26 protein-coding genes are annotated in these 25,973 nt (G+C 66.3%); 8 read left to right on the top strand and 18 right to left on the bottom strand.

The annotated features are described in order from the left end of the window. Positions 1–12: 12 nt before the first annotated feature. From ACYQR9_RS12900 to ACYQR9_RS12875, 6 genes are all read right to left on the bottom strand, one after another. Positions 13–222, bottom strand: coding sequence for a hypothetical protein (locus ACYQR9_RS12900; RefSeq protein WP_207410452.1), 210 nt, complete (start codon positions 220–222; stop codon positions 13–15). A 110-nt stretch (positions 223–332) separates the two neighbouring features. Further along, positions 333–767, bottom strand: a complete 435-nt coding sequence (locus ACYQR9_RS12895; RefSeq protein ID WP_056423856.1) for a response regulator — start codon at positions 765–767, stop codon at positions 333–335. Between the two features lie 238 nt (positions 768–1,005). Continuing rightward, positions 1,006–1,905 carry a dienelactone hydrolase family protein gene (locus ACYQR9_RS12890; protein ID WP_461226548.1) on the bottom strand — a complete coding sequence of 300 codons (900 nt, stop codon included), beginning with the start codon at positions 1,903–1,905 and terminating at the stop codon, positions 1,006–1,008. 69 nt (positions 1,906–1,974) lie between these two features. Beyond that, positions 1,975–2,436 (bottom strand): hypothetical protein, encoded by a 462-nt coding sequence (locus ACYQR9_RS12885; protein ID WP_311274687.1) that lies wholly within the window; start codon positions 2,434–2,436, stop codon positions 1,975–1,977. 155 nt (positions 2,437–2,591) lie between these two features. Further along, positions 2,592–3,077 (bottom strand): DUF192 domain-containing protein, encoded by a 486-nt coding sequence (locus ACYQR9_RS12880; protein ID WP_207410456.1) that lies wholly within the window; start codon positions 3,075–3,077, stop codon positions 2,592–2,594. Positions 3,078–3,089: 12 nt separating this feature from the next. Then, positions 3,090–3,665, bottom strand: coding sequence for a cold-shock protein (locus ACYQR9_RS12875; RefSeq protein ID WP_244478141.1), 576 nt, complete (start codon positions 3,663–3,665; stop codon positions 3,090–3,092). 483 nt (positions 3,666–4,148) lie between these two features. On the opposite strand from ACYQR9_RS12875, the gene ACYQR9_RS12870 reads away from it, so the two are divergent. Further along, the gene (locus ACYQR9_RS12870; protein WP_207410458.1) at positions 4,149–5,189 is read left to right on the top strand and encodes a DUF1624 domain-containing protein; all 1,041 of its coding nucleotides are present in this window, start codon (positions 4,149–4,151) and stop codon (positions 5,187–5,189) included. 78 nt (positions 5,190–5,267) lie between these two features. Here the strand turns inward: ACYQR9_RS12870 and efp are convergent, their stop codons facing one another. Continuing rightward, complete coding sequence (efp, locus tag ACYQR9_RS12865) at positions 5,268–5,834, bottom strand: elongation factor P (protein ID WP_056423850.1); 567 nt, start codon at positions 5,832–5,834, stop codon at positions 5,268–5,270. Positions 5,835–5,994: 160 nt separating this feature from the next. On the opposite strand from efp, the gene epmA reads away from it, so the two are divergent. From epmA to ACYQR9_RS12850, 3 genes are read left to right on the top strand one after another with little or no spacing between them, the layout of a single operon-like run. Continuing rightward, positions 5,995–7,068 (top strand): EF-P lysine aminoacylase EpmA, encoded by a 1,074-nt coding sequence (gene epmA, locus ACYQR9_RS12860; protein WP_207410460.1) that lies wholly within the window; start codon positions 5,995–5,997, stop codon positions 7,066–7,068. Between the two features lie 20 nt (positions 7,069–7,088). Then, positions 7,089–8,150, top strand: a complete 1,062-nt coding sequence (locus ACYQR9_RS12855) for a lysine-2,3-aminomutase-like protein (protein ID WP_207410759.1) — start codon at positions 7,089–7,091, stop codon at positions 8,148–8,150. 47 nt (positions 8,151–8,197) lie between these two features. After that, positions 8,198–9,010, top strand: coding sequence for a YdcF family protein (locus tag ACYQR9_RS12850; protein ID WP_461226545.1), 813 nt, complete (start codon positions 8,198–8,200; stop codon positions 9,008–9,010). A gap of 22 nt (positions 9,011–9,032) precedes the next feature. On the opposite strand, the gene ACYQR9_RS12845 is transcribed toward ACYQR9_RS12850, so the two are convergent. From ACYQR9_RS12845 to ACYQR9_RS12825, 5 genes are all read right to left on the bottom strand, one after another. Continuing rightward, on the bottom strand, positions 9,033–9,329 hold the full coding sequence (locus ACYQR9_RS12845; RefSeq protein ID WP_461224483.1) for a DUF3253 domain-containing protein: 297 nt from the start codon (positions 9,327–9,329) through the stop codon (positions 9,033–9,035). Next, positions 9,326–10,063 carry a DUF599 domain-containing protein gene (locus ACYQR9_RS12840; RefSeq protein ID WP_461226543.1) on the bottom strand — a complete coding sequence of 246 codons (738 nt, stop codon included), beginning with the start codon at positions 10,061–10,063 and terminating at the stop codon, positions 9,326–9,328. The genes ACYQR9_RS12845 and ACYQR9_RS12840 overlap by 4 nt, the downstream gene beginning before the upstream one ends. 169 nt (positions 10,064–10,232) lie before the next feature. Then, positions 10,233–10,532, bottom strand: coding sequence for an acylphosphatase (locus ACYQR9_RS12835; protein ID WP_461226541.1), 300 nt, complete (start codon positions 10,530–10,532; stop codon positions 10,233–10,235). A gap of 19 nt (positions 10,533–10,551) precedes the next feature. Then, positions 10,552–10,983, bottom strand: coding sequence for a gamma-glutamylcyclotransferase family protein (locus tag ACYQR9_RS12830; RefSeq protein ID WP_056423837.1), 432 nt, complete (start codon positions 10,981–10,983; stop codon positions 10,552–10,554). 197 nt (positions 10,984–11,180) lie between these two features. Beyond that, positions 11,181–13,133 carry an ATP-binding protein gene (locus ACYQR9_RS12825; protein WP_461229796.1) on the bottom strand — a complete coding sequence of 651 codons (1,953 nt, stop codon included), beginning with the start codon at positions 13,131–13,133 and terminating at the stop codon, positions 11,181–11,183. Between ACYQR9_RS12825 and ACYQR9_RS12820 the strand changes: the two genes are divergently transcribed. After that, a complete protein-coding gene (locus tag ACYQR9_RS12820; protein ID WP_461229891.1) occupies positions 13,062–13,559 on the top strand; it encodes a hypothetical protein in 498 nt (165 codons plus the stop codon). The two genes, ACYQR9_RS12825 and ACYQR9_RS12820, sit on opposite strands and share 72 nt — an antisense overlap. A 427-nt stretch (positions 13,560–13,986) precedes the next feature. Here ACYQR9_RS12820 and ACYQR9_RS12815 read toward each other — a convergent pair whose 3' ends face one another. Together ACYQR9_RS12815 and ACYQR9_RS12810 are read right to left on the bottom strand one after the other, a co-directional pair. Further along, complete coding sequence (locus ACYQR9_RS12815; protein WP_461226539.1) at positions 13,987–14,439, bottom strand: hypothetical protein; 453 nt, start codon at positions 14,437–14,439, stop codon at positions 13,987–13,989. Positions 14,440–14,643: 204 nt separating this feature from the next. Further along, positions 14,644–15,327 carry a L,D-transpeptidase gene (locus ACYQR9_RS12810; protein WP_461226537.1) on the bottom strand — a complete coding sequence of 228 codons (684 nt, stop codon included), beginning with the start codon at positions 15,325–15,327 and terminating at the stop codon, positions 14,644–14,646. 184 nt (positions 15,328–15,511) lie between these two features. Between ACYQR9_RS12810 and ACYQR9_RS12805 the strand changes: the two genes are divergently transcribed. Next, the gene (locus tag ACYQR9_RS12805) at positions 15,512–16,447 is read left to right on the top strand and encodes a histone deacetylase family protein (protein ID WP_461226535.1); all 936 of its coding nucleotides are present in this window, start codon (positions 15,512–15,514) and stop codon (positions 16,445–16,447) included. Positions 16,448–16,454: 7 nt separating this feature from the next. On the opposite strand, the gene ribB is transcribed toward ACYQR9_RS12805, so the two are convergent. From ribB to ACYQR9_RS12790, 3 genes are all read right to left on the bottom strand, one after another. After that, positions 16,455–17,531 (bottom strand): 3,4-dihydroxy-2-butanone-4-phosphate synthase, encoded by a 1,077-nt coding sequence (ribB, locus tag ACYQR9_RS12800; protein WP_461226533.1) that lies wholly within the window; start codon positions 17,529–17,531, stop codon positions 16,455–16,457. Between the two features lie 48 nt (positions 17,532–17,579). Then, a complete protein-coding gene (gene aroC, locus ACYQR9_RS12795; protein WP_461226531.1) occupies positions 17,580–18,683 on the bottom strand; it encodes a chorismate synthase in 1,104 nt (367 codons plus the stop codon). 185 nt (positions 18,684–18,868) lie between these two features. Beyond that, positions 18,869–20,008, bottom strand: a complete 1,140-nt coding sequence (locus tag ACYQR9_RS12790) for an anhydro-N-acetylmuramic acid kinase (protein ID WP_207410483.1) — start codon at positions 20,006–20,008, stop codon at positions 18,869–18,871. Positions 20,009–20,131: 123 nt separating this feature from the next. Here ACYQR9_RS12790 and tyrS point away from each other — a divergent pair, with 123 nt between their 5' ends. After that, positions 20,132–21,421 carry a tyrosine--tRNA ligase gene (gene tyrS / locus ACYQR9_RS12785; protein ID WP_207410485.1) on the top strand — a complete coding sequence of 430 codons (1,290 nt, stop codon included), beginning with the start codon at positions 20,132–20,134 and terminating at the stop codon, positions 21,419–21,421. A 389-nt stretch (positions 21,422–21,810) separates the two neighbouring features. Here the strand turns inward: tyrS and ACYQR9_RS12780 are convergent, their stop codons facing one another. Further along, on the bottom strand, positions 21,811–25,266 hold the full coding sequence (locus ACYQR9_RS12780; RefSeq protein WP_461226529.1) for a YhdP family protein: 3,456 nt from the start codon (positions 25,264–25,266) through the stop codon (positions 21,811–21,813). Positions 25,267–25,435: 169 nt separating this feature from the next. Between ACYQR9_RS12780 and ACYQR9_RS12775 the strand changes: the two genes are divergently transcribed. Next, positions 25,436–25,903, top strand: a complete 468-nt coding sequence (locus ACYQR9_RS12775; RefSeq protein ID WP_461226527.1) for a peroxiredoxin — start codon at positions 25,436–25,438, stop codon at positions 25,901–25,903. Positions 25,904–25,973: the final 70 nt, after the last annotated feature.

Raw genomic sequence — 25,973 nt, 5'->3', positions numbered from 1 at the left:
GGGCGAACGATGCTAGCGCCCGGCCTCGGTTTCATTGCGCCTTTCATCGATCAGCGCCGCCAGACGAAGCAGTTCGTCGGGCGCGGAACGATCGATCATATCACCGTAAAGGGAGCGTAGATCCTCGCCGACTTTCTGCATCATCCGCGCCTCGGAGAAGACCGTATAGGAATGCCCGGGGCGGCTGATATTGGCCATGTTGGTATTGGCGGCGCTGGTCATTGGAAACCCATGGCCCGTCACTGATCGACGGGCGACTGAACCAACCAACGGTTGGAGCCCGTCAAGTTTCCCTATGATCTATGATATTTTTTGAGCGGCCCGGCGGCCCGTCAGGGAGCGGTGCCACCGATCACGTCTATGCCCGCGCCTTGCGCGGGAGCACGGCCCGCCGCTTCCTCGACCCAAGCGAGGATGTCGGATGCCCGCCACGGTTTCGGGATGAAAGTCGCGGAAATCCGCAGGTCACTGGGCTGGTCGCCCGCATCACCGGATGTGAGCAGCACGCGTACCCGCGGCCAGGTGACTCCGATGATCCGCGCGAGTTCGAAGCCGCCGATGGGGCCAGGGGTTCGCACATCGGAGAAGACGACGCTCACAGCGCCGTCCTTCTCGTTCAGGATGGCGAGGGCGCGTTCGGCGGTTTCCGCCTCGATGACGCTGAACCCGGTCTCTTCCAGGAGTGCGGCCGCGAGGTAGCGCTCATCCGGCTCGTCCTCGACGACGAGGATGATGGGTCTCTCGCCTGATGGATTCGCAGCACTCATGGGTCCGGAACGCTCTTCAGGCTTGACAGCCGCTCTAGCCGTTATCCCAGCAACGCTATGTAGTCCTACCCGTCAATGTGTCGAACCGGCGCTCGGATCGTAATTTCCGACATGCATCCATCCCTGAAATCATGATCAGAGCGGCGGTTTCTCCATTGTAACAGAGGGAACGCTCCTGTGGGAGGTGCCCGAACGCTCCGATTCGGTCGATCGTCGCGTTGGTCGATGAGGGTACGATTTAGCCGACCCCGTGGCTTTTGAGGAACGCCAGCGCGCGTGCCCAGCCCTGCTCCGCACTGTCCTTGCGATAGCTCGGCCGGTAATCGGCATGGAACCCGTGCGGTGCGTCGGGGAAGACGACGAGCTCGACACTCCGCCCCGCAGCATTCGCCCGGTCGCGGGCCTCCTCGACGCTGGCTATGGGAATGCCGGTATCCGCGCCGCCATAGAGTGCCAGAAGCGGTGCGCGGATGTCCGCTGCGACGTCCCCTGCCGTTTTCGGCTGCAGGCTCGTACGGTCGCCGCCGAGTGGGCCGTACCAGGCCACCGCGGCTTTCAGATCGCGCCGATGCGCCGCGTATAGCCATGCCCCGCGACCGCCCCGGCACCATCCCATCGTGCCGATCCGCTCGGGATCGGCCTTCGAATCGGCAACGGCCCAGGACGCTGCCGCATCGAGATCCGCGATCCACTCGGCATCGGGCGTCTTCAGGATGACGTCGCGAACGATCGCCTTCACATCCGTCATAGTCGAGAGATCGCCCTGCCTTGCGTAGAGCTCGGGCGCCACGGCGCAATAGCCGGCCTTGGCCAGGCGGCGGCACACGTCCTTGATATATTCGTGGACCCCGAAAATCTCTTCGATGACGAGAACGAGGGGAAACGGGCCCGCTCCCTCGGGCATCGCCCGATAACCCGGCATCGGCCCGTCGGTTGCGGGGATTTTCACCTCGCCGGCGACGAGACCATTGGAATCGGTCGTAACGGCCTGAGCCTGCGCATTCGCCTCGGCCAGGGTGAACCCGGCGATCAGGCTCGTCATCACGAAGCCCCGGCGCGAGAGGGGGGGAACGACGAGCCCATCGAGGCCGCCCAGTCCCTTGCTCCGATCGTCCTTGTCCGTCACGCGCTCGTCCATGGATTGACCTCCTGCACGGCGCCCCTCGACGCCTTTCAGGAAACTAGGGCGTCGCGGAGGGAGGTCACGTCAGGACAGGGCGACGCGCGCCGTATCCTTCTCTTCCTTCCGCCCCGCGACGTTGCGGTGGGGAACGGGCCGGCCCTCGGATGCGGTGGGTCTCCGCCGAGCGAGGGATTTCGGACGTACCAGTTCCGCCAGTTTCGTGAAGCCTTCGGTGCCGCCCTGTCCGCCCTGCCCCATCCTGAGGCCAAAACCGGTGACGAAGGATTGCGACAACGCCTCGTCGCGCTCGACGTTGAAGAGATCGGCAGCCGCCTGAAACGCGTCGCGGAACGGACGCAGCGAACACCAGCTCTTCTCCGCCAGATGCAGCGGCCATTCCCACAGGCCGGACTCGGAGCGCCGGCCCAAGCTCTCGCGGGCGATGAAATAACCGGTCCCGCGATGTTCGAGACCGTCCGCGATCACGCGCCAATCGGCATTCTCGAACAGGATCGTTTCATCGCCGGAAGCTTGAACGTCGAGCATCGCGTTCCCCTGTCATCGTCGAGGAACCCGCTGTCTCAGGTTCGCTCGCCTTTGGAACAATATGGGAACATTGGTGAGAAACGAGGCGGCCGTCAAGATGCTCGTTCACGCTGTGTTCGCGGGGTGGTGCCGCGAAGATCCTCGTTTCGCTATGGTCAGCGCGATGGGAACATCGTGTGGTCGACTTGGTCACCCGCCTTGATTCCGAGCTTAGCCGTGACACCGGCATTGAGTTCGAGAACGGCGACCACTGGCTCTCCCGACGGAATGACCTTGGTCGAAAGCGGCTCGGTATTGGTCGCGATCCGGGCAATGCTTCCATCCGGGCGGATGAACAGCATGTCGAGGGGCAGGTAGGTGTTCTTCATCCACATCGCGACGCGCTCGACTTTCTGGAAGTCGAAGAGCATCCCGTGCTCAGGCGCCATCGCGCGGCGGAACATCAGGCCGCGCGAGCGCGATTCGTCGTCGCGCATCACCTCGACGGAGAAGCTGTGCCTGCCGCTCTTGCCCGTGATCGCAAGGGGCTCCTGCGGGGCCAGATCCTGAGCATTGGCGAGGCCGAGACCAGCGAGAATCGTGATCAGGATCAGGAGCGCGCGCAAGGGCGCGGACGAGCGAACGTCTTGGATTGGTGTCACGTGGTCATTCCGTCAATGGGAGGCGGGTAGCGCGCCGTCCAGAAGCCGGACCTCGGCTGCCATCTTGCCCTTCGAGCCGTCGCCGTAGCGCACGAGAACGGTTTCGCCGGGCTTCAGTTCGGCGATGCCGTAGCGACGCAACGTCTCCATATGGACGAAGATGTCGGGGGAGCCGTCCCCCCGGCTCAGGAAGCCGAAACCGCGCAACCGGTTGAACCACTTCACCACGGCCGTCTCGAGCCCGCTCGTCGCCGTGACGCTCACATGGGTGCGGGGCATCGGGAGTTCGGACGGGTGGATCGCCGTCGACTGATCCAGGGAAATCACCCGGAAGGCCTGCCATCCGCGCGGCCGCTCGGTGGCTTCCACCACGATGCGCGCGCCCTCGCTGGCGGCCGAGAATCCGTCGCGGCGCAGGCACGTGATGTGAACCAAGACGTCGGCCGAGCCGTCATCGGGAAGGATGAAGCCGAAGCCCTTCGACACATCGAACCATTTGATGCGCCCCGAAACCTCGATGAGGTCGAGGGGGCGCTGCACTTCTCCGTCGCCGAGGTCGGTGCCACGTCCACCGGTCGATTCACCCATCGCGCGCTGGCCGTGCGAGCCTGATTCGAAATCGTCGGACATGTAAGCAACCCACACCGAATCACGCGACGCGATCCGCACCATAGATTAACAAAGTCATGACTCGGCGGAAGCCCGTTTGGCGGACATCGACTGCGGCGATTGAGACATTCTTCATCATATTGGCATCGGAGCAACAAGGAGCCGGGCAACCGGCGGCGCGGCGCCTTCCTCGCCCGCAACGGTGACTCAGCGGCTTCCGCCGAAAAGTCCGGATACGGCCTATCCGCCCACAAGCTGCCGCTTCTCGTTCGGGAGTTGGACGGTTTTCGACACTACTCGCGGAGCGCCGGTCACACTGGGCGATGCTGGGCCCTTGCATCCGCCTCGCCACCGGCGATAGCCAACGCGCATGACTCAGATCGTATCGTCCGAGATCGGACGCTCGCCTCGCGCGGGCTCGTCGCGCCACTCCGAACGGTTCAAGCCGGCGAGGCCGTTCGCATGAGTGCCTCCACGGCGAGACCTGTCGCTGCGTCCTCCGCATCGCCGGCCTCCAAAGAACTCGGTGGAACGCCGCGGCGGTTCGATAGTCTCGATGTCGCGCGGGGCGGCGCCCTGCTGGCGATGGCCGCCTACCACACCACCTGGGACCTCGGGCACCTCGCGCTCACGCCCGAAAATTATGCTCTGGCCCCGTTGGGCAAGGTCGCGGCGCACCTCATCGCGGGTACGTTCCTCGTTCTCGTCGGGATCGGCCTCGTCCTGATGAACCGGGATGGCCTCCGGCCCCGCGCGTTCCTCCTGCGTCTCGCGCGGATCGGCATCGCCGCCCTCCTCATCACGGCCGCGACGGTCTACGCGTTTCCGGACAGCTTCATCTTCTTCGGCATCCTGCATTGCATCGCCGTGTCGAGCGTGCTCGCCGTGCCGTTCCTACGGGTGTCGCCGGCCGTCGCACTGGTGGTGGGGATCGTCGTTCTGGCGACGCCGGCCGTGATGGCGAACCCGGATTATCACCTCGCGGTCTTCGACGACCCGATCCTGAGTTTCCTCGGCCTCGGCATGGTTCCGCCGCGGACCAACGATTACGTGCCGCTGTTTCCCTGGTTCGGCCTGGTTCTCTTGGGGCTGGTAGCGGCGCGGCTCGGTCTGCCGGCTTTCCTGCGCACGAAATGGGCGACGTGGCGGCCGGGATCGCTCGCCTCGCACGGGCTGGCTTTGGCCGGGCGCCACAGCCTCGCCGTGTATCTCGTGCATCAGCCGGTGCTGCTCGCCCTGCTCACGGGCGTCGTGACGGTGACCGGCCCTCATCCGAAGGCAGGTCTCGCGGCGTTCCGTCAGGATTACCGGGTCCAGTGCGAGACGACCGGAGGTTCCGCGCAGACATGCCGGGTGGCGGCGCGCTGTGTCGCCGATGCCCTCCAGCGAGAGAATCTCTGGGCGATCACGGGGCGGGGATTCAGCGTCGAAGAGCGGGCGAAGGCCCAGGCTCTGTCTCAGTCCTGTTACGACGCCGCCGAAGGGCCGGCGCCGTCGCCCTGAGGCGGATCAGGCCGGCATCGGTCTCCCGTGGGAGATCGATGCCCGAGCCTCGAACTCCGAGCCTCGAACCGGCGGGTCTCAATCCTTGGCGCGTTCCACGTAGGAACCGTCTTCCGTCAGGATGACCACACGGGTGCCGACCGCCACATGCGGCGGGACGGCGGTGCGCACGCCGTTCGACAGGATCGCCGGCTTGTAGGAAGACGAGGCCGTCTGACCCTTCATCGCCGGCTCGGTCTCGGTGATCTCGAGGGTGACGCGCTGCGGCAGTTCGACCGTGAGCGGCACGTCGTTGTGCAGGGCCAGCATCACCTTCATGCCCTCCTGCAGGTAGGGCGCCGCGCTACCGATCACGTCCTTGGGAACCGCGACCTGATCGTAGTTCTCAGGGTTCATGAAGTGGTAGCCCTCGCCATCCTCGTACAGGAAGGTGTGCTCGCGATCCTCCACGAAGGCACGCTCCACCGACTCGGTGGTGCGGTAGCGCTCGGACACCTTCACCCCATCGGTGATGCGGCGCATGTCGAGCTGCGTGACGGGGGTGCCCTTGCCGGGATGGATGTTCTCCACCGTCAAGATGACGTAGAGCTTGCCGTCCTTGTCGACGACGTTGCCCTTGCGGAGCGTAGAGGCGATCACCTTCACGGGGTCAGATCCTGTTCGAGACAATATATGCGACGCCCCGGCGTGGATTCGGCCCACGGGAGCGACATCTGTGCCCCGCCACTATCCTATCCTGCGTCGCGTTGCCAGCAGCCCGGCGCCTGTGCCCGCAATTGGTGCGCCGGCTAGGGGGAGAACCGGCGTGAGCGGCTCACCGTCTCCATGGTGGGCGCCGCATCGGCATGCCGATCGCCGGCCGGCCCTGCTCGCGCGAAACCGTATCGTCGCGGCCCTGCGCGGGCATTTCGCGGCCCGCGACTTCGTCGAGGTCGAAGCCGCCGCCCTCCAGGTCTCGCCGGGCAACGAGGCGCATCTCTCGGCCTTCGCCACCTCCGCCATCGGCCATGACGGTGCCGCCTCCCCGCTCTATCTCCACACCTCGCCGGAATTCGCCTGCAAGAAGCTGTTGGCCGCGGGTGAGATACGGCTGTTCAGCGTGGCGCGGGTCTTCCGCAACCGTGAGCGCGGTCCCCTGCACCATCCGGAATTCACCATGCTGGAATGGTACCGGGCGGGGCAGGATTACGAGGTGCTGATGCGTGACTGCGCCGACATTCTGGCCTTGGCGGCCGACGAGGCTAAGACGCGCTCCCTCCGCTTTCGGGGAAGGGAATCCGATCCCTTCGCGGATTTCGAGCGTCTCACGCTCGCCGAGGCGTTCGAGCGCCATGCCGACATCGACCTCCTGGCGACGATCGAGCCTGGCGGGGGCACGGACAGGGACGGCCTCGCCGCCGGCGTGGTCGCATGCGGCCTGCGGGTGGCGGCCGACGATACCTGGGCCGACCTGTTCAGCCGCGTCCTCGTCGCCCTGATCGAGCCGAAGCTCGGCGACGGACGGCCGACCCTGCTGTACGAATATCCCGTGAGCGAGGCGGCCCTGGCCCGTCCCAGCGCCCGCGACCCCCGCGTAGCGGAGAGGTTCGAGCTCTACGCATGCGGCGTCGAACTCGCCAACGCCTTCGGCGAACTCACCGACCCGCACGAGCAGCGGCGGCGCTTCGAGATCGAGATGGCGGAGAAGGCGCGGATCTACGGCGAGACCTACCCGATCGACGAGGATTTCCTCTCGGCCCTGGCCATCATGCCGGAGGCGAGCGGCATCGCGCTGGGCCTCGACAGGCTAGTCATGCTCGCGGTCGGCGCGCCGCGCATCGACGACGTGATCTGGACTCCGATCGCGGAGACAGCGGTGGAAATGGGGGAAGGAGCGTGAACAGGCCGCTTCCCCGTTCCCTGCCCCGCTCCCTTCGCAACCCCGCGCAGCTCGTCGAAGCCGGGCTCGTCGCTCCGTCCGATCTTTCCGCGCTCGAAGCGGTGGCGGCGCGATACGCGGTCTCGGTGACGCCCGACATGGCCGAACTGATCGACCCGACCGATCCCGCCGACCCCATCGCCCGCCAGTTCCTGCCCCGCGCGGAGGAACTGGTGACACGTGCGGAGGAAGATTCGGACCCGATCGGCGATGCGGCGCATTCGCCGCTTCCGGGCCTCGTCCACCGCTATCCCGACCGGGTGCTGCTCAAGCCGCTCCATGTCTGCCCGGTCTATTGCCGCTTCTGCTTCCGCCGCGAGATGGTGGGGCCGGACGGGCTCGGCACCCTGAGCGAGGACGAACTCGCCGCCGCTTTCGCCTACATCGCCGACCGGCCCGACATCTGGGAGGTGATCCTCACCGGCGGCGACCCGTTCGCGCTCTCGGCCCGCCGGCTCGGGCAGATCGCCGAGGCCCTTGGCCTCATCCCGCACGTCAAGGTCCTGCGCATCCATACCCGTGTGCCGGTGGTCGAGCCCGCCCGCGTGGACGACGATCTCGTCGCTGCCCTGAAGCGCTTCGGCGGTGCGGTCTATGTCGCGCTCCACGCCAATCATCCGCGCGAATTCACGCCGGCCGCGAAAGGCGCCATCGCCCGTCTCGTCGATGCCGGCATCCCGATGGTGAGCCAGTCGGTGCTGCTCGCCGGGGTCAACGACGACCCCGAGACCCTCGCGAGCCTGATGCGAAGCTTCGTCGAGAACCGGGTGAAGCCCTACTATCTTCATCATGGCGATCTCGCGCCCGGCACCGGGCACCTGCGCACCGGATTGGCGGCGGGTCGCAACCTCATGGGACGCCTGCGCGGGCGCCTGTCCGGCCTCGCCCAACCGCTCTACGTGCTCGATATTCCCGGCGGCCACGGCAAGGTGCCGGTGGGACCGTCCTATCTCGCAAGCGACAGGTCCGGCTGGCGTGTCACCGACCCTCAGGGGCTGGAGCATCCCTACCCGCCGGATGCGGACAGGCCGGACCGAGACTGACCCGCGCGCGGACGCGCCCGACTGAGACGAGGCTTCAGGGTCCAGACATGTTCTTTCCGCTCTCAAAACTGATCTATTTCGTCATCACGCCCTCGAACTTCTTCATCCTGATCGGGCTCCTCGGCTGCGTCCTAATGTTCGGCGGCTGGACGCCGCGCCTCGGGCGCGGTCTGGCCCTCCTCGGCTTCGCCGGGCTCTTCCTCGGCGGCCTCCTGCCCCTCTCTGCCTGGATCACCCTGCCCCTCGAAAACCGTTTCCCGCGCTTCGCGGATGACGGCGCACCGATCAAGGGCGTGATCGTGCTCGGTGGCGCCGTGGAAACCCAGACGACGCTGGCGCGCGGCCAGCTCTCGGTGAACGATGCCGGCGAGCGCCAGATCGCCTTCGCGGATCTCGCGCGCCGCTACCCGGAGGCACGGCTGCTTTTCTCCGGGGGCAGCGGCTTGCTCGGCACCGATGGAACGTCGGAGGCCGAGATCGTCAGCCGCTTCGCCGATACGCTCGGGCTGCCGCGCACGCGGCTGATCCTGGAAGACCGCTCGCGCAACACCCACGAGAACGCGCGTTTCTCGGCCGATCTCGTCAAGCCGGTGGCGGGTGAACGCTGGCTGCTCGTCACCTCCGCCTGGCACATGCCGCGCGCCATCGGCTGCTTTCGCCAGGCCGGTTTCGACGTGACGGCCTATCCGGTCGATTACCGCACGGTGGGATGGAGCGACGCGTGGAAGCCGAAGAGCTTCGCCTCCGACGGGCTGCTGGTCCTCGACCTCGTGGTCAAGGAATGGATCGGCTTGGTCGTCTACCGGCTCGCCGGCTATACCGACGCGATGCTGCCGGCGCCGCGGACGAAGGCCGACTGATCTTTTTCTCGACGAAGAAGGTTCAGGCTTCGCCGGTAGCCGGGACGGGCATTCCGAGACGATAGATCCCGCGAAAATCGTCGGGGTCGGCGACGGGCTTCCCCTTGCGCAGGATGGCGATGCGGCCCTCCTTGGTAAGGCGCACGGCCATCCGGCGAACCGGCTGCATCAGCGGGCTCCAGCCGTCCGGATGCGGCCCGCCGAGGTGGCGCGCCACCTCCGATGGGCAGACGGTCTTGCCTTCTCCCCGCTCTGAAACGAGGCGGAGGATCGATTCGCCGATCTCCTCCTCGCTCACGGATCTGCGCTCTGTGCTCATGACTCGGTGTCCTGCAGGGTGGCCTCGTCGTCCTCGTTGAGGAGGATGGCGCGGATATCGGAGGTGAATTGCCGTCGCCACATGACACAGATGACGCCCGTGGTGGCGAGGATGAGAAACCAGGCGTTCACGAACCAGCCGAGATAGGCCAGCGCGAACAGGAAGGCACGCTGTCCCTTTGCGAAATGGGTCCCGGCGGCGATGTTCATGGCGGCGGCCCGGCGGGCGGCGCGGTCCATGTCACGTTGCGCGGCGCCAGCACCCTTGGGCGGAACCGCGCCGATGAGGATCGCACCGTAATTGAACAGACGGTAGGCCCAGGCGAATTTGAAGAACGCATAGACGAAGACGACGGCGAGGCCCGCCACCTTGACCTCCCAGGTGACGCGCGTGGCGATGGCGCCGAAGGGCAGCGCGCCGAACAGGGTCAGCACATCGTCACCGGAGCGGGACAGGGTCAGCACCCCGCCGAGCGCGATGAGGGACGTGGAGGCGAAGAAAGCCGTCCCGTTCTGGAGGGAGGCGTTGATCGTGGTGTCGACCACCCGGTTGTCGCGGACGATGAGCTGCCGCGACCATTCTTCCCGCTGGCGGTTCATGATCTGGCTCAGGCTCGTGCGCCGCCCGCGCATCCGCGCCACCGCTATCCCATAGCCAGCCCAGGCGGCGACGAAATAGAGAAGGCCGGCAATGTCGAGCGGCGAGAAATCCGCGAGAGTGAACGGCTGCTGCATGGGTTCTGATCGCTTCCCGGCCTATGGCCGACCGGAACCCGGTCTCACCGGTCCGGCGCCGTTCCGCCTGCGGCGCGGACCATAGGTCATCGGCCCGATCCGTGGGAAACGAATCTCTGACGATGAAGGAAAAGAGAAACCCGTTATCGTGCCCGTCGGCACGGAGAGATCACGTTCGCAGGATGCGAAATCGCGCATCGGGGGGATTGGCGGAGTCCACCGCCTCCACCGAGGACACGACGGCACCGGCGGGCCCCAGCTTGCACGCATCGAGCATGGCGGCGACCGCATCGGCGGGACCGCTGAAGGTCGCTTCCACACCGCAATCCGAACGGTTGCGGACATGGCCGTCGAGGCAGCGACGTTCCGCTTCACGCGCGGTCCAGTACCGGTAGCCGACACCTTGCACTCGGCCACGGATGACGACATCGACGGTTCTGATCGTAGCCAAGAATAAACCTCCTCGCATCCAACCCTGTCTGCGATCCTCAGCCGCGTCCTGCCCGCAGCCAGCGGCGCATCTCGGCGAGGTAAGGCGCCGGGAAAGCGGCGGCTTCGGCCGCGGCCAGCACCGGTTGCAGGTAGTCCGGTCGCGGAACCCCCGGAACGGCGCTGCAGCCGAGATAGATCAAAGCCCGTTTCACGCCGGTCGATGTGGTCACCGGCTGGTAGGCCTTCGTGTAGAGCCGCCCGGCGACGCCCTCGTAGCGGTCGAGGGCCGGCACGTCGGCCAGCGCCAAATCCCAGAGGACGCCCCAGACGGTGGATGTCGGGTCGCGCACCACCGAGGCATAGCCCTCTCGCATGATGATGAAGCGGTGCCGGTTCAGGCGGGCGGTGCCGAGGGAGGTCGAGCCGGGGCAGCGCATGGCCATCGCGGCGGCATCCATGTTGGCACCGTAGGAGAAATACAGGGGCATGGATCGGCTGGCCGGAAGGGGATGACGAGCGCCTGCCGGGCCCGATTCGACGGTCGGACCCGCCCAGGAGGGCCCATTCGCGGGGTCCCGGTGAACGAGGGGGCTGTCGATCCCCTCGCTTCGAGATTGCGTCTGGCGTTCAGCGAGGAAGCGGGGCGGCCGTGATCGGCTACCGCGCACCTTTAATCGCTATGCGATCAGGCGAATTCCATGATGACCGCGTCGACCGCGAGGCTGTCGCCTTCCTTCGCTTCGATCTTGGAGATGGTGGCGTCGCGCTCGGCGCGAAGCACGTTCTCCATTTTCATCGCCTCGACGATGGCGAGGGGCTCGCCGTTCTTCACTTCCTGGCCTTCCTTCACCAGGATCGCCTTCACCAGGCCGGGCATCGGGCAGAGCACCTGCTTGCCGGACCCGGCATTCTCCTTGATCGGCATCAGGGCGGCGAGTTCGGCTTCGCGCCGGGTGAAGACCCGCGCCTCGGCCGCCGCGCCCGCATGCTGGAGCGCGACGCCGTTGAGAAGGGCGCGCACTTGGATGGCCACGCGAGTGCCGTTGATCTCTCCCGACCAGACCGGCTCACCCGGACGCCAGTCGCTCTCCACCGTCCAGGTCCGGCCGTCTTCGGCGGTGACGACGAGATGCTCGCCGAGATCGTCCACCGTGACCGGGTAGGATTGGCCTGCCAGGATCACGATGCGGTCGCGCTCGAAATGGAGCAGGGCCGAGTCGCGCATCTGGCCCGAGATGCCGCGCTTGCGGGTGTTGAGCTTGTGGTCGATGGCGGCGGCAGCGGCCGCCATGCGTTGGGCGACCTCGCCCTCGGGCTCGGGGGCGACGAAGCCTTCGGGGAATTCCTCGGCGATGAAGCCGGTGGAAATATTGCCCGAGCGCCAGCGCGGATGCGCCATGAGGGCCGACAGGAACGGGATGTTGTGGCGGATGCCGTCGATGGCGAAGGCGTCCAGTGCCTGGCCCTGCGATTCGATGGCCTCGGCGCGGGTGGGCGCCCAGGTCACCAGCTTGGCGATCATCGGATCGTAGTGGATCGCGATCTCGCCGCCCTCCTCCACGCCGGTATCGTTACGCACGATGGCATTGCCGAACGGGCCCTCCTCCGGCGGCTGGTAGGTTGTGAGGCGGCCAATGGAGGGCAGGAAGTTGCGGGTCGGATCCTCGGCGTAGACGCGGCTCTCCACGGCCCAGCCGTTGAGCTTCACCTGGTCCTGGCTCAGTGGCAGCGCCTCGCCATAGGCCGAACGGATCATCAACTCGACGAGATCGAGGCCGGTGATCATCTCGGTGACGGGATGCTCGACTTGGAGACGGGTGTTCATCTCGAGGAAGTAGAACGACTTGTCCTGGCCGGCGACGAACTCGACGGTACCGGCCGAATCGTAGGAGACGGCCTTGGCCAAGGCCACGGCCTGCTCGCCCATCTTCTTCCGGGTCGCCTCGTCGAGGAGCGGCGACGGCGCCTCCTCGATGACTTTCTGGTTGCGGCGCTGGATCGAGCATTCACGCTCGCCGAGATAGATGACGTTGCCGTGCTTGTCGCCGATCACCTGGATCTCGATGTGGCGCGGATCGGTGATGAATTTCTCGACGAACACACGGTCGTCGCCGAAGGACGAGGCGGCCTCGGACTTGGCGCGGGCGAAGCCCTCCGCGACCTCGTCCGACGAATGGGCGATGCGCATGCCCTTGCCGCCACCGCCGGCGGAAGCCTTGATCATCACCGGATAGCCGATCTCGTCCGCGATGGTGACGGCGTGTTCGGGGCTCTCGATGACGCCGAGGAAGCCCGGCACGGTGGAGACGTTGGCAGCCGAGGCCGCCTTCTTCGATTCGATCTTGTCGCCCATGGCGGCGATGGCGCCGGGATTGGGGCCGATGAAGACGATTCCGGCCTCGGCCAGCGCGCGCGGGAACGCCTCGCGCTCCGACAGGAAGCCATAGCCCGGATGGACCGCCTGGGCGCCCGTCTGTTTGCAGGCCTCGATGATCTTGTCGATGATCAGGTAGGACTGCGCGGCCGGAGCGGGGCCGATATGCACCGCCTCGTCCGCCATCGCCACATGAACCGCGTCCCGGTCGGCATCGGAATAGACGGCGACCGTCTTGATACCCATCCTGCGAGCGGTCTTGATGATGCGGCACGCAATCTCGCCGCGGTTCGCAATCAGGATTTTCTCGAACATCTGTCCAGGCACTCGGGTGAAGCGGGAAAGGTCACGAGCGCCGTCGCGCTCAAGCTCGTTTCCGTTAAAGCAGTTGTGCGGCTTCGCAAAGCTGGACCAATGAAGGATTGTTCATACGCTGCGCCAAACCGGTTGTGTATTCAAAATCATGGTCGCTGGTATCCACGGGGCGGCGTAGCGATTGCGCCCTTCTTCCTTGGCCCGGTAAAGCGCATCATCGGCCTGCCGGACCAGGGCGAGGAAACCCGCCTCGTCACCATTTCCGACGTCGAGGGACCGGCCGATGCTGACCGTGACGCATTGCCCGTCGCCGAGGCTCGGATGAGGAAGCGCGGGTTGGTCCCCTTTTCCGCCTGCCCACCCCGATCCATCTGACAGGGGATCGGCCGACGTTGATGTCAGCTGTCGTATCGAGCCGATGACGTGGCAGGCAGTGAATCCGGTGTGACCGACACCAGTGTGTCTTCAGCCTTCTCGGCCAACGATTTATCGACATTGTTCAACTGCTGCAGAGAGTGTTCGGTGAACTGCGATCCGCATATTTGAGTGGTGTAATAAATATTTATTCTAAAAATATCTGCGATTACTAGTTATTTTATTGGTATAATGGCGTGATTCCAATGGTATTGTGCCGTAGTTTCAATTTATGTGTATTGATCGTTGTAGATCCGAATTTTTGCGATTGTTGGAAAATCTGAAGTTTTGAACCAAGACCGGTCGAGGTTGAGTGTGTCTCCAGGCCCCGTCTATTCGCCATCGTTCGCTGGCCAGTCCGGCGAACGCGATCCGAACTTGCTCGGATTCAGGCCGCGTCCAGTAGCTCGACCGGCGATACCGAGGTCGCTTCCTCGATATGCAGACGACGGTGGGCGGAGCCGATGGCGAAGGCGACGAGGATTTCGTGGCTCGTCTCGGCCTCGCGAACGATCTCGAAAGCGATGCGGGCGGCAAGCGGGGTCGGGCCGGCATCGCTGCGCAGGGAGCCGACGAGCCAGCGGGCAATCTCGACATCGACGTAGCCGGTGGGACGCTCGCCCCAGACGGCGAAATTCACCACCGCGGCGCTCACGAGATCGGCATACGACACGTCGCTCTGCGGCACGGCCCGGTCGAGGGCGATGAGCATGTCGGCCTCGTCCGCATGCGAGATGCCGTCCGGGAGGATATCGCGGCCGAGGACCTGAACGTCGGTGGCGGTGATGCGGCCGGCGGCGACGACACGGTTACAGAAGAGCTGAAGCGAATGGTTGATCATTGGTTGGTGCCTCCCCGGCTTTATTTGCGCCGGTCTGTGTTTCTGCATGTCGATGACTATGCAGGAGGCACCCGTTCAAGAAGTTAACGGCCAAATCTGAATCAACGTTCAGGTTAAAGGCTGCTCACGAATGAGCCTTTCCGAATCGTATCTTCGGAGCCCGGCTCCGCCGCCTCGGCGACGGAGCCGGTTCCCATCTTCGCCTCAGCGCACCACCACCTTCGCGCCGATCGGAACGCGCTCGTAGAGATCGACCACGTCCGCGTTGAGCATGCGGATGCAGCCGGACGACACGGCCTGGCCGATCTTCTCCGGCTCGTTGGTGCCGTGGATGCGGAACAGCGTGTCCTTCTTGCCCTCAGCGAGGTAGAGCGCGCGGGCCCCGATGGGGCTGGTGGGGCCGCCCTCGAGGCGCTTGGGCAGTTCCGGGCGGCGGGCGATCATCTCGGGCGGCGGGTTCCAATCCGGCCACTCGCCCTTGCGGTCGACATTGGCGGTCCCGGCCCAGGCCATGCCGGCATGGCCCACGGCCACGGGATAGCGCACGGCCTTGCCGTCCGGCAGCACGTAATAGAGCCGGCGCTCCTTCGTCACGACGATGACGGTGCCCGCGGGCTCGTTCGTCTTGTAGTCGACGGTGGTGCGGGCGATCTTGGGATCGACATTGCCCTGCGGCGCCTGTTTCAGCCATTCCTTGTCACGGGCCTCACCGGTCAGCGCCGGGGGCTGGGCCAGGGCCGTATGCGCGGTGGGCGGGCTGAGCGGTGCGGTCGCCGTCTGCGTGTTGCAGGCGCCGAGGGCGAGGGCGGACAGGATCGTCGCGGCGCCGAGCGAGCGACGCAGGACGCCGTGACGGGAGGGGATGGGCGACCGGGTCGTGGGCGACATGTGAGAGTGAGCCTGTCTCGAAGCCGGGGGGCTTCGAAGAATGTGGTTGATGGATTATGTCGCCATCTAACTCGCAGACTGATCGGCGCGTAATCTCGCTACCCTGAACCGTGGCGCATTTGCATCGTATGTTGTGCGTAAAGCACAGTCGGGTCGGGTGGAACGACGAGGATCGTTCGGAGGGATGAGCGTGACGACCCTGTACGTAAGCCACCCCTCCGCGCTGGATCACCAGATGCCCGAGGGGCACCCAGAACGATCGGACCGGATCCGCGCCGTGGAAGCCGCCCTGGAGAAGGAGCGGTTCTCCGGTCTGCTGCGCGAATCGGCGCCCCGCGCTGAGACGGAAACCGTCGCCCTCGCCCATCCTGTTCCCTATGTGGAGGCGATCATCGCGGCCTCCCCGCGGTCGGGCTATGTCCAGATCGATTCGGATACCCTGATGTCACCCGGCACCCTCGACGCGGCCCTGCGCGGCGTCGGCGGCGCCGTCCATGCGGTGGATGCGGTAATGAGCGGGGCCTGTTCGAACGCGTTCGTCGCCATGCGGCCGCCAGGCCACCATGCCGAGCGCATGCAGGCGATGGGCTTCTGCCTGTTCAACTCCGCCGCCATTGCCGTCCGTCACGCCCGGGAACGGCACGGAGCCAGCCGGGTCGCCTTGGTGGATTGGGATGTCCATCACGGCAACGGCTCGCAGGACATCTTCTGGGACGATGCGGCGGTGATGTATGCCTCGACCCATGAGATGCCGCTGTTTCCCGGCACGGGCGCGGTGGGTGAGCGTGGCACCCATGACACCATCGTCAACGTGCCGTTACGGGCCGGCGACGACAGCGGGATTTTTCGCGAGAAGTTCGAGAAGGGGGTCCTCGCCCGCCTCTCCGCTTTCACCCCCGACCTGATCGTGATCTCGGCAGGGTTCGACGCGCACCGCCTCGATCCGCTGGCCAGCGTCGAACTCGACGAGGCCGATTTCGGCTGGGCCACCCGGAAGCTAATGGAGATCGCCGACAAGCATGCCGGCGGCCGGATCGTCTCGGTCCTCGAGGGCGGCTACAGCCTGGACGGTCTCGCCCGCTCGGTCACCGCCCATATGGATGCGCTGATGGGACGGTGAGGAGGACTCACCCTTCCAGCGGCACCTCGCCCAACAGGTCGATGCCGAAGCCCGAGAGGCCGACATAGGAGCGCGACGAGGTCGAGAGGTTGCGGATCGAGACGATGCCGAGGTCACGGAGGATCTGGGCGCCAAGCCCGACCTCCCGCCATTGCCGCACTCGCTGGGCTTCCGCTCCTTCTTCTGCATAGGAGGAGAGCGGCACGCCGGCGGTGCCGTCGCGCAGATAGACGAGGACGCCGCGTCCCTCCTTGGCGAAACGGCGCAGGACGCAGTCGATCGACTTGCCGCCGCCGATCACGTCGGCCACCACGTTGGAGCGATGCAGGCGCACCAGCACATCCTGCCCGTCGCCGATATCGCCCTGGACGAAGGCGAATTGCTGCACCGTCTCGAACGGGGTCGTGTAGGCGAAGCCGGTGAGCTCGCCGAATTCCGACTTCACCGGGAAGGTTCCGACGCGCTCGACCAGCTTCTCGCGCGCCTGCCGGTAGGCGATGAGATCGGCCACCGAGACGCGCTTGAGGTTGTGCAGTTCCGAGAAGGCCGTGATCTGCGGCCCCTTCATCACCGTGCCGTCATCGTTGGCCAGTTCGCAGATGACGCCCACCGGCGGCAGTCCGGCGAGCTTGCAGAGGTCGACCGCCGCCTCCGTGTGACCGGAGCGCATGAGAACGCCGCCATCCTTGGCGATGAGCGGGAAGATGTGGCCGGGGCGGACGAAATCGGATTCGCCCATATTGCCGTTGGCGAGCGCCCGCACCGTGTTGCAGCGCTGCTCGGCGGAGATGCCAGTGGTGAGCCCGTGCTTCACATCCACCGTCACGGTGAAGGCGGTGCCGAGCGGCGCATCGTTGGAGGCGACCATCGGGTCGAGCCGCAGGCGCCGCGCTTCGGCGCGGGTGAGAGGCGCGCAGACGATGCCGCAGGTGTTGCGGACGATGAAGGCCATCTTCTCCGGCGTGCAGAGCGAGGCGGCGACGACGAGGTCGCCCTCGTTCTCACGATCGTCGTCATCGGTGACGACGACGATCTCGCCGCGGGCATAGGCCTCGATGGCCTGCGTGACGTGGGTATGGGGCACGGGATATCTCTTGGAATTCGCTGGGCGGATGGGCTGCGGCGCGCCGGGTCACCCCCGCGTCCCGACCTGCCCCCGGTGACGCAGATAGTGATCCGCCAGTACGCACGCCATCATCGCCTCGGCGACGGGGACGGCGCGAATACCGACGCAGGGGTCGTGGCGCCCCTTGGTGACGAGATCGACGTCGCGGTTGTTGGTTGTCACGCTCATGCGCGGCGTCAGGATGGAGGAGGTCGGTTTGACCGCGAAGCGGCAGATCAGCGGCTGGCCGGTGGAGATGCCACCGAGCACGCCGCCGGCATGGTTGGCGAGGAAGGTCGGAGCGCCGGCATTGCCCGAGCGCATCTCGTCGGCATTCTCCTCACCGCGCAAAGCCGCCGAGGCGAAGCCGTCGCCGATCTCGACGCCCTTCACCGCGTTGATCGACATCATCGCGGCGGCGAGATCCGCGTCGAGCTTACCGTAGATCGGGGCGCCGAGGCCGGGCGGGACGCCTTCGGCGACGACCTCGATGACGGCGCCGATGGACGAGCCGTCCTTGCGGATGCCGTCGAGATACTCTTCGTAGAATTTAGCCGTCTCGGCATCGGGGCAGAAGAACGGGTTGCGTGCCACCTCGTCCCAATCCCACCGCGACCGGTCGATTGCATGCGGTCCCATCTGCACCAGGGCGGCCCGGATGACGATGTCGGCCGGCAAGACCCGCCGCGCGATGGCCCCGGCCGCCACGCGGGCGGCGGTCTCACGGGCCGAGGAGCGACCGCCTCCCCGATAATCGCGGATGCCGTATTTGGCGTCGTAGGCGTAGTCGGCATGACCCGGCCGATAGCTGTCGCGGATCTCGGAGTAATCCTTCGAGCGCTGGTCGGTATTCTCGATCTCCAGGGCGATCGGCGTGCCGGTGGTCAGCTGCACGCCGCCGGTGCGGTCGTCGGCGAACACCCCCGACAGGATGCGGACTTGGTCCGGCTCCCGGCGCTGGGTCGTGAAGCGCGACTGGCCGGGCTTGCGCCGGTCGAGCTCCGCCTGGATGTCCGCCGCCTCGATGGGAATCCCCGGCGGGCACCCGTCCACCACGCAGCCGAGCGCCACCCCGTGGCTCTCGCCGAAGGTGGTCACGCGGAAGAGATGGCCGAAAGTGTTGTGCGACATGGTGGGAGACGCTCTAGCGCGGGATGTGTCCGAGAGCAAAGCGCCGGGCTCATGCCAGACCTCGCTGAGCCTGACTCATCGAGGTCTGCCCGCGCGACGGCGCGGCGGCGGTCATCCGCCGGACCTCACTGAACCCGACCTATGGGGCAGGTTCAGCGAGACTTGGTATTCAGCGAGGCTTGGTATCATGCCTCCGGCCGCGCCAGCACCCCGCCGGTCATCGCCTCCCGCACGCCGGTGGTCGACGGGAAGGTGATCGGCAGGCCCTTCAGCGAGCGCACGGCGAGATGCGCGAAGGCCTGGGCTTCGAGATAGGCCGAAGACCAGCCGATGGCGTCCGCCGTCGTGATCTCGGCGCGCAGGTGGTAGTTCAGAAGCCGCACCAGCTCGCCGTTGCGGGCGCCGCCGCCGGCGACGATCCAGCGCGTGGGGATTTCCGGCGCGTGGTCGAGGGCACGGGCAACGGACCGCGCGGTGAAGGCTGTGAGCGTCGCCGCCCCGTCCTCGGTGGACAGCTGGCCGGCGAGCTTGTGCGAGAACCAGTTGCGGTCCAGTGATTTCGGAGGCCTGCGGAAGAAGAACGGGTGGGTCAGGAGCCAGGCGAGGAGCGGCTCGTCCGGCCGTCCCCGCGCCGCCGTGCGCCCGCCATCGTCCAGGGGCCGGCCGGTGCGCTCGCGCATCCAGTCGTCGATGAGGGCGTTGCCGGGCCCGGTATCGAAGGCGATGACGTCGCCGTTGGAGGCGATGAGCGTGGCATTAGCGACCCCGCCGATGTTGAGGATGCCGAGCGCGCCGTCATAGCCCGCCGCCTTGGCGAGCGCCTTGTGGAAGACCGGCACCAGCGGCGCCCCCTGCCCTCCCGCAGCGATATCGGCATGGCGCATGTCCGACACGACCGGGATGCCGAGACGACGGCTGAGTGCGGCCCCGTCGCCGATCTGCACGCTCATGCGCTGGTCGGGGCGGTGGACCACGGTCTGGCCGTGGAAGCCGATGACGTCGATATCCGCAGCGCTGAGGCCGTTATCCGCAAGGAAGGCCTCCACCGCCTCCGCATGGGCCGCGGTGACGAAGGTCTCCGCCTCCGCGAGGCAGCCGGGCCGGTCCTCGCGCGCGACCACGGCCTCGGAATCGGACAGCGCCCGGCGGAGCAGCTCACGATCCTCGTCGGTATAGCCGCGATAGCCGGTGGGGCCGAGCGGCTCGAGGTAGCCGTTATGGCTGCGGACCACCTTCACGTCTTCGCCGTCGGTCTCGATCAGGGCGACGTCGACGCCGTCGAGGGAGGTGCCGCTCATCAGGCCGATCGCCCGCATCATGGTCATGCCGTTTACGCCCCGTGCCTTCCGCGGTGAGCCCTGCTAAGAGCCGCGCGTCACTTGACCTGCTGCTATCACGCTGGCGTTTCTCCTGTCCCGCGCCGCGACCAGTCGAATCCGGAACCCCGCATGTCCACCGCCACGCCGAACCAGCCTGAGACCTTCGCGCCGAAATCCGACTTCCTGCGGGTTCTGTCCGAGCGCGGCTACATCCACCAGGGATCGGATCTCGCCGGGATCGACGCGGCGGCCCTGGAAGGCCGCCTGACAACCTATGTCGGCTACGATTGCACGGCCGCCTCGCTGCATGTGGGACATCTGCTGTCGATCATGATGCTGCACTGGCTGCAGAAGACGGGCGGCACGCCGATCACACTGATGGGCGGCGGCACCACCCGCGTCGGCGACCCGTCCGGTCGGGACGAGTCGCGAAAAATCCTCACGCTGGAGCAGATCGAGGAGAACAAGGCCGGGATCCAGAAGACCTTCTCGCGGTTCCTGACCTTCGGGGGCGGCGGCAACGGCGCGACCATGGTCGACAACGCCGAGTGGCTGACCAAGCTCAACTACATCGAGATGCTGCGCGATATTGGGCGTCACTTCTCGGTCAACCGCATGATGTCGATGGACAGCGTGCGGATGCGCCTGGAGCGCGATCAGGAACTGTCGTTCCTCGAATTCAACTACATGATCCTGCAATCCTACGATTTCGTGGAGCTGAACCGCCGGTATGGCTGCATCCTGCAGATGGGCGGATCGGACCAGTGGGGGAACATCGTCAACGGCATCGATCTCGGCCGCCGCATGGGCACGCCGCAGCTTTACGGCCTGACCTGTCCGCTGCTCACCACGGCGTCCGGCGCGAAGATGGGTAAGACGGCGGCCGGAGCGGTCTGGCTCGATGCCGGGATGCTCAGCCCCTACGATTACTGGCAGTTCTGGCGCAACACCGAGGATGCCGACGTGGCTCGGTTCCTCAAGCTGTTCACCCTGCTGCCGATGGACGAGATCGCCCGGCTTCAGGCGCTTCAGGGCGCCGAGATCAACGAGGCCAAGAAGGTACTGGCCACCGAGGCAACGGCCCTGATGCACGGCCGCGAGGCGGCTGACGCGGCCACCGAGACCGCCCGCAAGACCTTCGTGGAAGGCGCCGTGGCGCAGGACCTGCCGAGCGTCACCGTCGCCCGCTCCGTTCTGGAAGCCGGTCTCGGCGTGCTCTCGGCCTTCGGTCCCGACCACGCTAAGCTCGTCCCCTCCACCAGCGAGGCGCGGCGCCAGATCAAGAGCGGCGGGTTGCGTGTCAACGACGTCCAGATCACCGACGAGAAGGCAGTGCTGACCACAGCCGATCTCGGCCAGGATGGCGTGGTGAAGCTTTCCTTCGGCCGCAAGAAGCACGTGCTTCTCCGGGTCGAGTGAGGCGACGAGGGTAAAACCTCGATCGGGGCTTTCGAAAGTGTGGCGCATCTCCTTCCCCCCTCTGCGGGGGAAGGTGGCCCGCGAAGCGGGTCGGATGAGGGGAGCACGTTGTTCGGAGAGATCGCCCCCTCTCCCGCCGGCGGCGCTAGAGCATTCACATAGTTCGCGGGCTGCGCAGCCCTGCCCTCCTTTCCAGTGGATCTCGGGCCTGCCCGAGGTCCGCCGAGCTTGTGGGGAGGAGTGGGGGCGGCTTGGTTGGGCGACCCTGATCCTTCGGAGGCTGGCGGAGCCACCCCCACTCCTCCCCACAAGGCGGAGAGGGACGCGGTCTGCCTAAAAGCAGCTGTATGAATCCCGTAGCCCGAAGAGGGAGGACGTGGCCGGCTACCTCAGCGTTCGGTCTCTCCGGCGGAGGTCGCGCCGGGAAAGCCGTCATTCCCTCCGGCGCTGAACAGACGGCGCAGGATGCCGGGAGCCAGGGCGGAGAGCGGGTTCACACTCACATCCGGCTTGGACAGGCGGCCCGAGACCCGGAAATTCAGGGCGAACAGGCCCTCGTTGTTCCCACCGCCGAGAAGCTGTCCGAACAGCGGCAGGCGCGAGACGACGTTGTTCAGCCCGTAGAGCGGGACGAAGGTGCCGTTGATGTCGGCGCGTTCCTTGGCGGTGTCGAGATAGCCGCTCATGGTGAAGCCCATGGCGGCGTTGGAGATGGCGGCGTCGGTGAAGTCGACGCGGCTGCCGGTGCGGGTAAAGTTCGCCCGCAGACGGTCGAAATTCACGTCGTTGCCGGCATTCTGGATGATCTGCTTGCGGCCCTTGGCATCGACGACTTCGCTGGTCGCCGGACCCTGGGCCATGATGCTCGACAGGGCGGGTTCGTTGCGCAGCATGAAATCGCGGATCTGGACCACGCCGGTCTGCGGCCCATCGCCTAGGGTGCTGCCGAGGACGAGGCGCCCGCCATACATGCGCTTGTAGATATCGACGAAACGCAGGGTCGCCCCGGCATCGGTGGTCTCGATGTTGATCGAGGGATCGCTGCGACCCGAGCGGGACACCACGGCGGAGAAGCCAGCTCCGTTGAAGCGGCCCTGCAGGCGGCCCGAGCGGAAATCCTTGCCCTTCATCGAGAGCTTCGCGCTGGCGCCGGTCAGCGCCTCGCCGTTGAAACCGGTGATGATGCCTAAGCTGATATCGGCCTCGATCTCCTTGGACTGGTCCCGGCCGCTTTCCTTGCCGGCCTTGCCCTCCGGTGCTCCGAGCGACTTCATGAAGGGCCGCGCATCGGCCACGGCCCCTTTCACGCCCACCTTGTAGAGGTTGCCGCTGCGGTCGATCTGGATGCGCATGTCGTCGCCGGGCGAGAGCTTGAAGCTCGAAAGGTCGGCCCGGTCGAATTGCCCGTCGCCATTGATCGCCGCCGTGCCGCGCGCGCTGGCGCTGCCGGCATCGAGGACGATGTCGCGCAGGTCCATGGCCCCGCCCGGGCTGACCTCTGTCATGACGAAGCTGACGCGCCCCGGCTTGCCGGCCGGTTTGACGAAGCCCGGAATCAGGCCATCGATGGAGGCGCGGGACAGATCCGCTTCCATGCGGATGGGTGAGCGCGCCGGGCTCCCCTTTCCGATCGCGAGATTGATCTTTAGCGGGATCGGCCCGGCGAGTTGCGGGGCCACCGGCAGGCCTCGCCTCGCCCGCAGGGCTTCGTCGAGGAGGAGCGTCGCGTTGACCTCGCCCGGTGCGCCCGCCTTCGGTTGGCGCAGGTCGAGGGTGAGCGGCGAGCCGAGGACCCGGCCGTCGCCCTTCAGGGTGAAACCGCCCCGTTCGTAGGTAACGGCGAAGCGGCCGTTCTCCAGCTTCTCCTTACCGAAGGCCTTCTCGACGGCGAGGTCGTTCAGGGTTCCGGTGAGGCTCACGGGAAGGTCCGGCAATTCGGGGATGCGCTTGAGGTTGAGCGGGAAGTCGATGCGCAGATCGGCATTGCCCTTGACCGAAGCCGGGTCGATCTCGACCCCGGTGAGGTTCTTGAACATCTTGGTCTGGAGCAGGGCGACGAGGGCGTCCGCGCCGCCGCCGAGCTTGAGGCCGATCTCAGCGGTGACCGTGTCCGGCGTGATCTTCGGGATCACGAACGAGCCGTCCGTGATGTAGAGCGTCCGGTCGTCCGGCATCTTGATGTCGGCGGTGACGCCGCGGATGTTCGTGGTCAGGCCGGTGATGGTCCCCGTCACACGGCCGCGGCTTAGGGGGGGAGCGCCCTCGCTCACCGCCAGCGTGGCGTTAGAGACGGCGAAATCGATATGGATGGCGCTGTCCGGCATCGGCTCGCCACGCGTCGCGGCGGCAAGCTCACTGCCGCTCATGTCCACGGTGATGTCGACCTTGTCCACGAGGCCGCCCTGGAGGTTGTCCACCAGATATTCGCGGGCGGGCGGAGCGATATGTTCCGGCCACAGGCGCAGGGCCATGCGCCCATCGGTGTGGGCCGCATTGATCTTCAGTGTGAGGCCGCCCTCGTCAGCGCTGGTGTCCACCGTACCGGTGACCCGGCCGGTGGCTCCACCAGCTCCCGCCACGGTGAACTCGTCGATGGACATGCCGCCATCCCGCCCCGTGACATGGGCCGAGAGGGCATCGAGCTTGACCGGCTTGTCGGTCCTGGCGGCGCCGCGCAGGATCGCATCCTTGCCCGCGAGGGCCAGGGTCCAGGCCGTGGGGCCCCTCACCGGGCTCGCGGTCCAGACGCCGGCGAGATGCACCGCGTTGCCGGCTCCGAGATAATCGATGCTGTCGAGGTTCAGAACCCGCTTGGCCTCGTCCCAACTGACCGAGGCGGTCAGGCTCTCGATGGTGACCGGGTTGAAGTCCTTTTCCTCGATGAGGAAATTGCCATCGCTGGTCTTCACCGTCGCTTTCAGGGTTTCGATCCGGCCCTGGTCGAGGCCTACTTCCGCTTTGGCCGAGACCTTCAGGTCGGTCTCGATCGGCAGTTTCGATTGCCCCGAGAGGAGGAGGAGATCGGTGACCGGCAGATCGTCCAGGGTGATGATGCCGTTGCGCTTTCCTTCGCCGCCCTCGTGCAGGTCACCGCCGAAGCGCCATTCCCCGTGAGGGCCGTCGATGCGCAGCTCGAACACGCGGGAGTCCCGCACCGCGTCGCGCCGGAACAGACCGTTCACATGCTCGAACACCCCGCGCTGGCGGGCGTCGTCGTCGATCAGCGTCAGGCGACCGTTCGTGATCCGCGCCCGGTCGAGGGCTCCGACCACGCCGGCCGGATCGAGGACGATGCCGAAGATCGAAGCGATGGCGGCCGAGATCGGCGACGAGGTTCCTCGGGCACTATCCACGCTGGGCAGCGTATGAGGCTCCGCCGCGGCATGGGCCGGATCGGAACCGGCGAAGGCGATGGACCCGTCGCGGTGGACCAGGGCCGTCATCTGCAGATCGCGGAACTCGATGGCCCTCGGCTGGACGGCGAGGCGCAGCAGACCCCAGGTATCCAGGCTCACCACCGCCATGGGAGCGCGCAGCACAAGGGCGCCGTCCGGGTTGTGGATGTCGAGGCCGGCGACCTGAAGCGCCAGGGAATTCTCGGAATCGAGCTCGACGGTGCTGTCGCGCAGGTCCACCCGCCAGCCAGGGCCGATGCTGCCCGCGATGGCCGAGGCCACGCGTTCGGACATGCCGTCGATGCGCAGGGGACCGTTGGTCAGACGCCAGAACGCGCCGGTAACGGCGAGCGTCAGGGCGACCACGAGCACGACCGAGCACCATAGCAGCGGGCGCCGCCGGCGGCGCGACCTGCCCCGTCGCAAACCTGTGGCCGTGTCCTGGTTCATCGATCCTTGAGCCGCTGGATCGGACGGGCCGCTCACGCTATCGAGCGGGTGTCCGGGATTCGGGGTTGCCTTGACCCGGCAATCTTTCGGTCCTCAGCCGAGGGGTTACGTGCACCCCCCGATCAACGCCTCTTGTGGCACACTATCAATCGGCCGAAAGGAAGGCATCATGCCTCTCGACACCGGAGATCAAGCTCCCGCCTTCACGTTGCCCGGAGCGGGCGGCGCGGAGATCAGTCTCGATGCGCTCTTGGGTCGCAAGGTCGTACTCTATTTCTACCCCAAGGACGATACCAGCGGGTGCACCCTGGAGGCGCAGGGGTTCAACGCTCTTGGCGACGCCTTTGCGGAAGCCGGTGCCGTCGTGGTGGGCGTTTCACCCGATTCGGTGAAGAGCCATGACAAGTTCCGGGCCAAATACGACCTGACCTTCCCGCTCGCCTCGGACGAGAGCAAGGCGATGCTCGAAGCCTACGGCGTGTGGGTCGAGAAGAGCATGTACGGCCGCAAATATATGGGCGTCGAGCGCACCACCGTGCTGATCGACGCGGAGGGCCGCATCGCCCGGATCTGGCCGAAGGTGAAGGTTCCCGGCCATGCCGAGGAGGTCCTGGCGGCCGCGCGCGCCCTCGCCTGAAAGCTGTCCCCCTTCGGCATCATGGCTAATCCCCTGACGCGCGATTTTGCGCTTCTTTAACCCTGATCCC

The sequence above is a fragment of the Methylobacterium sp. CM6241 genome (assembly GCF_054817845.1).
This window is presented reverse-complemented; position numbering and strand designations above follow the sequence as displayed.

Excerpts from the sequence above, each read along its gene's own strand:
- ACYQR9_RS12900 (WP_207410452.1), bottom strand. The coding sequence starts at position 222 with ATGACCAGCGCCGCCAATACCAACATGGCCAATATCAGCCGCCCCGGG.
- ACYQR9_RS12895 (WP_056423856.1), bottom strand. The coding sequence starts at position 767 with ATGAGTGCTGCGAATCCATCAGGCGAGAGACCCATCATCCTCGTCGTC.
- ACYQR9_RS12890 (WP_461226548.1), bottom strand. The coding sequence starts at position 1,905 with ATGGACGAGCGCGTGACGGACAAGGACGATCGGAGCAAGGGACTGGGC.
- ACYQR9_RS12885 (WP_311274687.1), bottom strand. The coding sequence starts at position 2,436 with ATGCTCGACGTTCAAGCTTCCGGCGATGAAACGATCCTGTTCGAGAAT.
- ACYQR9_RS12875 (WP_244478141.1), bottom strand. The coding sequence starts at position 3,665 with ATGGGTGAATCGACCGGTGGACGTGGCACCGACCTCGGCGACGGAGAA.
- ACYQR9_RS12870 (WP_207410458.1), top strand. The coding sequence starts at position 4,149 with ATGAGTGCCTCCACGGCGAGACCTGTCGCTGCGTCCTCCGCATCGCCG.
- ACYQR9_RS12850 (WP_461226545.1), top strand. The coding sequence starts at position 8,198 with ATGTTCTTTCCGCTCTCAAAACTGATCTATTTCGTCATCACGCCCTCG.
- ACYQR9_RS12845 (WP_461224483.1), bottom strand. The coding sequence starts at position 9,329 with ATGAGCACAGAGCGCAGATCCGTGAGCGAGGAGGAGATCGGCGAATCG.
- ACYQR9_RS12840 (WP_461226543.1), bottom strand. The coding sequence starts at position 10,063 with ATGCAGCAGCCGTTCACTCTCGCGGATTTCTCGCCGCTCGACATTGCC.
- ACYQR9_RS12835 (WP_461226541.1), bottom strand. The coding sequence starts at position 10,532 with ATGCGAGGAGGTTTATTCTTGGCTACGATCAGAACCGTCGATGTCGTC.
- ACYQR9_RS12830 (WP_056423837.1), bottom strand. The coding sequence starts at position 10,983 with ATGCCCCTGTATTTCTCCTACGGTGCCAACATGGATGCCGCCGCGATG.
- ACYQR9_RS12820 (WP_461229891.1), top strand. The coding sequence starts at position 13,062 with ATGAACCGCGTCCCGGTCGGCATCGGAATAGACGGCGACCGTCTTGAT.
- ACYQR9_RS12815 (WP_461226539.1), bottom strand. The coding sequence starts at position 14,439 with ATGATCAACCATTCGCTTCAGCTCTTCTGTAACCGTGTCGTCGCCGCC.
- ACYQR9_RS12810 (WP_461226537.1), bottom strand. The coding sequence starts at position 15,327 with ATGTCGCCCACGACCCGGTCGCCCATCCCCTCCCGTCACGGCGTCCTG.
- ACYQR9_RS12805 (WP_461226535.1), top strand. The coding sequence starts at position 15,512 with ATGAGCGTGACGACCCTGTACGTAAGCCACCCCTCCGCGCTGGATCAC.
- aroC (WP_461226531.1), bottom strand. The coding sequence starts at position 18,683 with ATGTCGCACAACACTTTCGGCCATCTCTTCCGCGTGACCACCTTCGGC.
- ACYQR9_RS12790 (WP_207410483.1), bottom strand. The coding sequence starts at position 20,008 with ATGACCATGATGCGGGCGATCGGCCTGATGAGCGGCACCTCCCTCGAC.
- tyrS (WP_207410485.1), top strand. The coding sequence starts at position 20,132 with ATGTCCACCGCCACGCCGAACCAGCCTGAGACCTTCGCGCCGAAATCC.
- ACYQR9_RS12780 (WP_461226529.1), bottom strand. The coding sequence starts at position 25,266 with ATGAACCAGGACACGGCCACAGGTTTGCGACGGGGCAGGTCGCGCCGC.
- ACYQR9_RS12775 (WP_461226527.1), top strand. The coding sequence starts at position 25,436 with ATGCCTCTCGACACCGGAGATCAAGCTCCCGCCTTCACGTTGCCCGGA.